The organism is Streptomyces alkaliphilus (assembly GCF_014141535.1).
Classification (GTDB): Bacteria; Actinomycetota; Actinomycetes; order Streptomycetales; family Streptomycetaceae; genus Streptomyces; species Streptomyces alkaliphilus.
Window position 1 is genome coordinate 1 of record NZ_VKHT01000387.1, and the last position, 4,536, is coordinate 4,536.

Annotated in this window: 5 protein-coding genes; all 5 read right to left on the reverse strand. The window is 73.1% G+C overall.

The genetic code is table 11. The annotated features are described in order from the left end of the window. Positions 1-2: 2 nt before the first annotated feature. Positions 3-182 (reverse strand): hypothetical protein, encoded by a 180-nt coding sequence (locus tag FNQ90_RS13525; RefSeq protein ID WP_182606609.1) that lies wholly within the window; start codon positions 180-182, stop codon positions 3-5. A gap of 582 nt (positions 183-764) precedes the next feature. Then, complete coding sequence (gatB, locus tag FNQ90_RS13530; protein WP_182606610.1) at positions 765-2,273, reverse strand: Asp-tRNA(Asn)/Glu-tRNA(Gln) amidotransferase subunit GatB; 1,509 nt, start codon at positions 2,271-2,273, stop codon at positions 765-767. A gap of 45 nt (positions 2,274-2,318) precedes the next feature. After that, positions 2,319-2,546 carry a hypothetical protein gene (locus tag FNQ90_RS13535; protein WP_143622399.1) on the reverse strand — a complete coding sequence of 76 codons (228 nt, stop codon included), beginning with the start codon at positions 2,544-2,546 and terminating at the stop codon, positions 2,319-2,321. After that, positions 2,543-4,063, reverse strand: a complete 1,521-nt coding sequence (gatA, locus tag FNQ90_RS13540; RefSeq protein WP_182606611.1) for an Asp-tRNA(Asn)/Glu-tRNA(Gln) amidotransferase subunit GatA — start codon at positions 4,061-4,063, stop codon at positions 2,543-2,545. Before gatA ends, FNQ90_RS13535 begins: the two co-directional genes overlap by 4 nt. Positions 4,064-4,068: 5 nt before the next feature. Then, entirely contained in the window at positions 4,069-4,365 is a 297-nt protein-coding gene (gene gatC, locus FNQ90_RS13545; RefSeq protein WP_182606612.1) for an Asp-tRNA(Asn)/Glu-tRNA(Gln) amidotransferase subunit GatC, read from the reverse strand. Positions 4,366-4,536 lie beyond the last annotated feature (171 nt).

Sequence of the window (4,536 nt, forward strand, 5' to 3'; positions counted from 1 at the left end):
GGTCAGGCCGCGGTGGTGTAGGAGGTGTCGCCGGGACGGGGGGTGCCGTTGGCGGTCCCACCGCCGTTGCCGACACCGCCGCCGGAGGCGCTCCGGCGGTCGGTCTTCCGGCCGCGACGGGCGGCGGCGACCTCGCGGCGCAGGTCGGTGACGCGGTGCTGGTGCAGTCGGTACTCGAACATGTGTCCTCCCCCGGACGATGCGGCGGGCCGGCGCCCGAATGCGCCGAATCCCTGCCGACACTCACTCTTCCGGGTAAGGGGGGTCGGCCACATCGGGCACCTGCCGCATCCCGGGACCGCCCGGGGCCTTATGCCGGGGGGCCGAGGCCCGGACCGGGTGCCTTACCCGGGTCCTCCGGGGTAAGGCCCCGGTCCCGGAACGGGGTCCGGTCGCTCCCGGGGTCCCTCGGCGAGGGTGAGGAGCGCCGTACGGACCGAGGGGAGAAGCGCCTCCCCGCCGGCGACGATCTTCTCACCGGCCCCGAGGCGGGCCTCCGCCACCGGTGGGGTGATCCCGCCCGTGGCCAACGACTGATCGGCGGTCCCGGACGGGCCTCCCGGCGCCCGGCCGCCCCGGGCCCGGACGGGCCTCCCGGCGCCCGGCCGCCCCGGGCCCGGACACACCGGCCACGGCGCGGGGACGGACCCCGGCCGCCGGAATCACCCCCTCGGTGTTTCCCGGGGGCGCCGGTCCGGGGAACACCGGAGGGCCGGCACCCGTGACGGGTGCCGGCCCTCCGCGCGCCCGGACCGGGGCCGGGGTCAGCCCTGCACGCCCAGCCGCTCCAGGATCATTTCCCGGGCCCGGGCCGCGTCGGCCTGGCCCCGGGTGGCCTTCATGACGGCGCCCACCAGCGCGCCGGCGGCCGCCACCTTCCCGCCGCGCACCTTGTCGGCGATCGCCGGGTTGGCGGCGATCGCCTCGTCCACCGCGGTGCCCAGGGCGCCGTCGTCGGAGACGATGGCCAGACCGCGCCCGGCCACCACCTCGTCCGGCCCGCCCTCACCGGCGAGCACGCCCTCGATGACCTGGCGCGCCAGCTTGTCGTTGAGGGTGCCCTCGGAGACCAGCTCGGCGACCCGGGCCACCTGCTCGGGCGTGATGGGCAGCGCGATGAGGTCCACGCCCTGCTCGTTGGCGCGCCGGGCCAGCTCGCCGAGCCACCACTTGCGGGCGGCGGCCTGGTCGGCCCCGGCCTCGATGGTGGCGACGATCGGGTCCAGCGCGCCCGCGTTGAGCACCGACTGCATCTCGTGCGCGGTCAGGCCCCACTCCTCGCGCAGTCGGTTGCGACGCACCCGCGGCGGCTCCGGCAGGGAGACGCGCAGCTCCTCCACCCACGCCGGGTCCGGCGCCACCGGCACCAGATCGGGCTCGGGGAAGTAGCGGTAGTCCTCCGCCTCCTCCTTGACCCGACCGGAGGTGGTGGAGCCGTCCTCCTCGTGGAAGTGGCGCGTCTCCTGCACGATCGTGCCGCCGGAGGAGAGCACCCCGGCATGCCGCCGGACCTCGAAGCGGACCGCCCGCTCGACGCTGCGCAACGAGTTGACGTTCTTGGTCTCGCTGCGGGTGCCGAACTTCTCGCGGCCGTGCGGACGCAGCGAGAGGTTGACGTCGCAGCGCATCTGCCCCATCTCCATGCGGGCCTCGGAGACCCCCAGGGAGCGGATCAGCTCGCGCAGCTCGGCCACGTACGCCCGCGCCACCTCCGGTGCCCGCTCACCGGCCCCGACGATCGGCTTGGTGACGATCTCGATCAGCGGGATGCCCGCCCGGTTGTAGTCCAGCAGCGAGTGCGAGGCGCCGTGGATGCGGCCGGTCGCCCCGCCCACGTGCGTGGACTTCCCGGTGTCCTCCTCCATGTGCGCCCGCTCGATCTCCACACGGAAGACCTCGCCGTCCTCCAACTGCACGTCGAGATACCCGTTGAAGGCGATGGGCTCGTCGTACTGGGAGGTCTGGAAGTTCTTCGGCATGTCCGGATAGAAGTAGTTCTTCCGGGCGAAGCGGCACCAGCGGGCGATCTCGCAGTGCAGCGCGAGACCGATCCGCACGGCGGACTCCACGCCGGTCGCGTTGACGACCGGCAGGGCCCCGGGCAGGCCGAGACACACGGGGCAGGTCTGGCTGTTCGGCTCCGCCCCGAGGGCGGTGGAACAGCCGCAGAACATCTTGGTGGCGGTGCCGAGCTCGACATGGACCTCCAGGCCCATGACGGGGTCGAAGGACGCCAGGGCGTCCTCGTACGACACCAGGTCGATGACGGTCACGGGGTGCGTACCTCTCGGGTGGGCTGCTCTGCGGTCCGCGACCGCTCAGCTGTCGAACAGATCTGTGGATTCGTTGTTCATCCGGCGCAGCTCACGGGCCAGCAGGGCGACACCGCTGATCAGGGCCGCGGCGGAGATGATGCCGTCCACCAGTTCGAGGGTGTCGTGGTCGCGGCGGGCGGTGCGCAACTGCCGGACGACACCGACGACGCCGAAGAGCGAGGTGCCGATGGACAGGTAGGTGCCGGCCTTGGACTTCTTCTTGACGTTCACAGTGCTGGTGCCTCCTCGAGGATCGGGTGTCCCCAGCGTGCCCCGAAAGCGGCCTCGACGGCGGCTCCGACGCGGTAGAGGCGGTCATCCGCCATCGCGGGGGCGATGATCTGCAGCCCCACCGGCAGGCCGTCCTCGGGGGCCAGGCCGCAGGGCAGTGACATCGCCGAGTTGCCGGCGAGGTTGCTCGGGATGGTGCACAGGTCGGCGAGGTACATGGCCATCGGGTCGTCCGCCCGCTCGCCGATGGGGAACGCGGTGGTCGGGGTGGTGGGCGAGACGATGACGTCCACCTGCCCGAAAGCGCGCTCGAAATCCCTGGAGATCAGGGTGCGGACCTTCTGCGCGCTGCCGTAGTAGGCGTCGTAGTAGCCGGAGGACAGCGCGTAGGTGCCCAGCATGACGCGGCGCTTGACCTCGGGACCGAAGCCGGCCTCCCGGGTGAGGGCGGTGACCTGCTCGGCGGAGCGGGTGCCGTCGTCGCCCACCCGCAGGCCGTACCGCAGGCCGTCGAAGCGGGCGAGGTTGGAGGAGCACTCGGAGGGGGCGATCAGGTAGTAGGCCGCCAGCGCCTTGGTGAAGGACGGGCAGGACAACTCGACGATCTCGGCGCCGAGGTCGGCGAGCAGTTCCACCGACTCGTCGAAGCGCCGCATCACGCCGGCCTGGTAGCCGTCGCCGCGGAACTCGGTGACCACCCCGATCCGCAGGCCCTCGACCGAGCCGTTGCGGGCGGCCTCGACGACCGGCGGGACCGGTGCGTCGATGGAGGTGGAGTCGAGCGGGTCGTGTCCGGCGATCACCTCGTGCAGGAGGGCCGCGTCCAGCACGGTCCGCGCACAGGGGCCGCCCTGGTCCAGGGAGGAGGAGAAGGCGACCATGCCGTAGCGGGAGACCGCGCCGTAGGTGGGCTTGACGCCGACGGTGCCGGTGACGGCGGCCGGCTGCCGGATCGAACCGCCGGTGTCGGTGCCGATGGCCAGCGGCGCCTGCCAGGAGGCGAGGGCCGCGGCGGAGCCGCCACCGGAGCCGCCGGGGATGCGTGTGAGGTCCCACGGGTTGCCGGTGGGGCCGTAGGCGCTGTTCTCGGTGGAGGACCCCATGGCGAACTCGTCCATGTTGGTCTTGCCGAGCACCACGACACCGGCGTCCCTCAGCCGCTTGGTGAGGGTGGCGTCATAGGGCGGGATCCAACCCTCGAGGATCTTCGAACCGACGGTGGTGGGCACGCCCTCGGTGGTGAAGATGTCCTTCAGCGCGAGCGGGACGCCGGCCAGCGCGCCGAGCGGCTCACCGGCGGCGCGGCGCTCGTCCACCGCGCGGGCGGCGGCCAGCGCGCCGGCACGGTCCACGTGCAGGAAGGCGTGCACCTTCTCGTCGACGGCGTCGATGCGGGCCAGGTGGGCCTCGGCGACCTCGACGGCGGTGAACTCACCGGCGGCGATGCCGTCGGCGATCGCGGCGGCGGTCATCCGGGTCGGGTCCGGGGAGGGGATCCCGGTGGTCGTGTCGGTCATGGCGGTCACTCCTCCCCCAGGATCTGCGGCACCTTGAAACGCTGCTGCTCCCGGGCCGGGGCGCCGGAGAGCGCCTGGTCGGGGGTCAGGCCGGGGCGGACCTCGTCCGGACGCATGACGTTGGTCAGCGGCAGCGGGTGGGAGGTCGGCGGCACGTCCTCGTCGGCGACGTCGGAGACCGCGGCGACGGCTCCGATGATGTCGTCGAGCTGAGCGGCGAAGTGGTCGAGCTCTTCGTCCTTCAGCTCCAGACGCGCCAGCCGGGCGAGGTGGGCTACCTCCTCGCGCGTGATGCCGGGCATGTGGGGATCCTCTTGACTCGTTGAGGGGTGGTTTCGCGCCCAATCCTAGGCCGAGCCGAGGGGCGGACGCGCATCGGTTTGCCCGGCCGGTCCGGTGCGGCGGGACCCCGGCCCTCAGGGCCGGGCCGGGGTCCCGCCGCCGGTGGACTCGCGTCCCGGCGGGGGTACCAC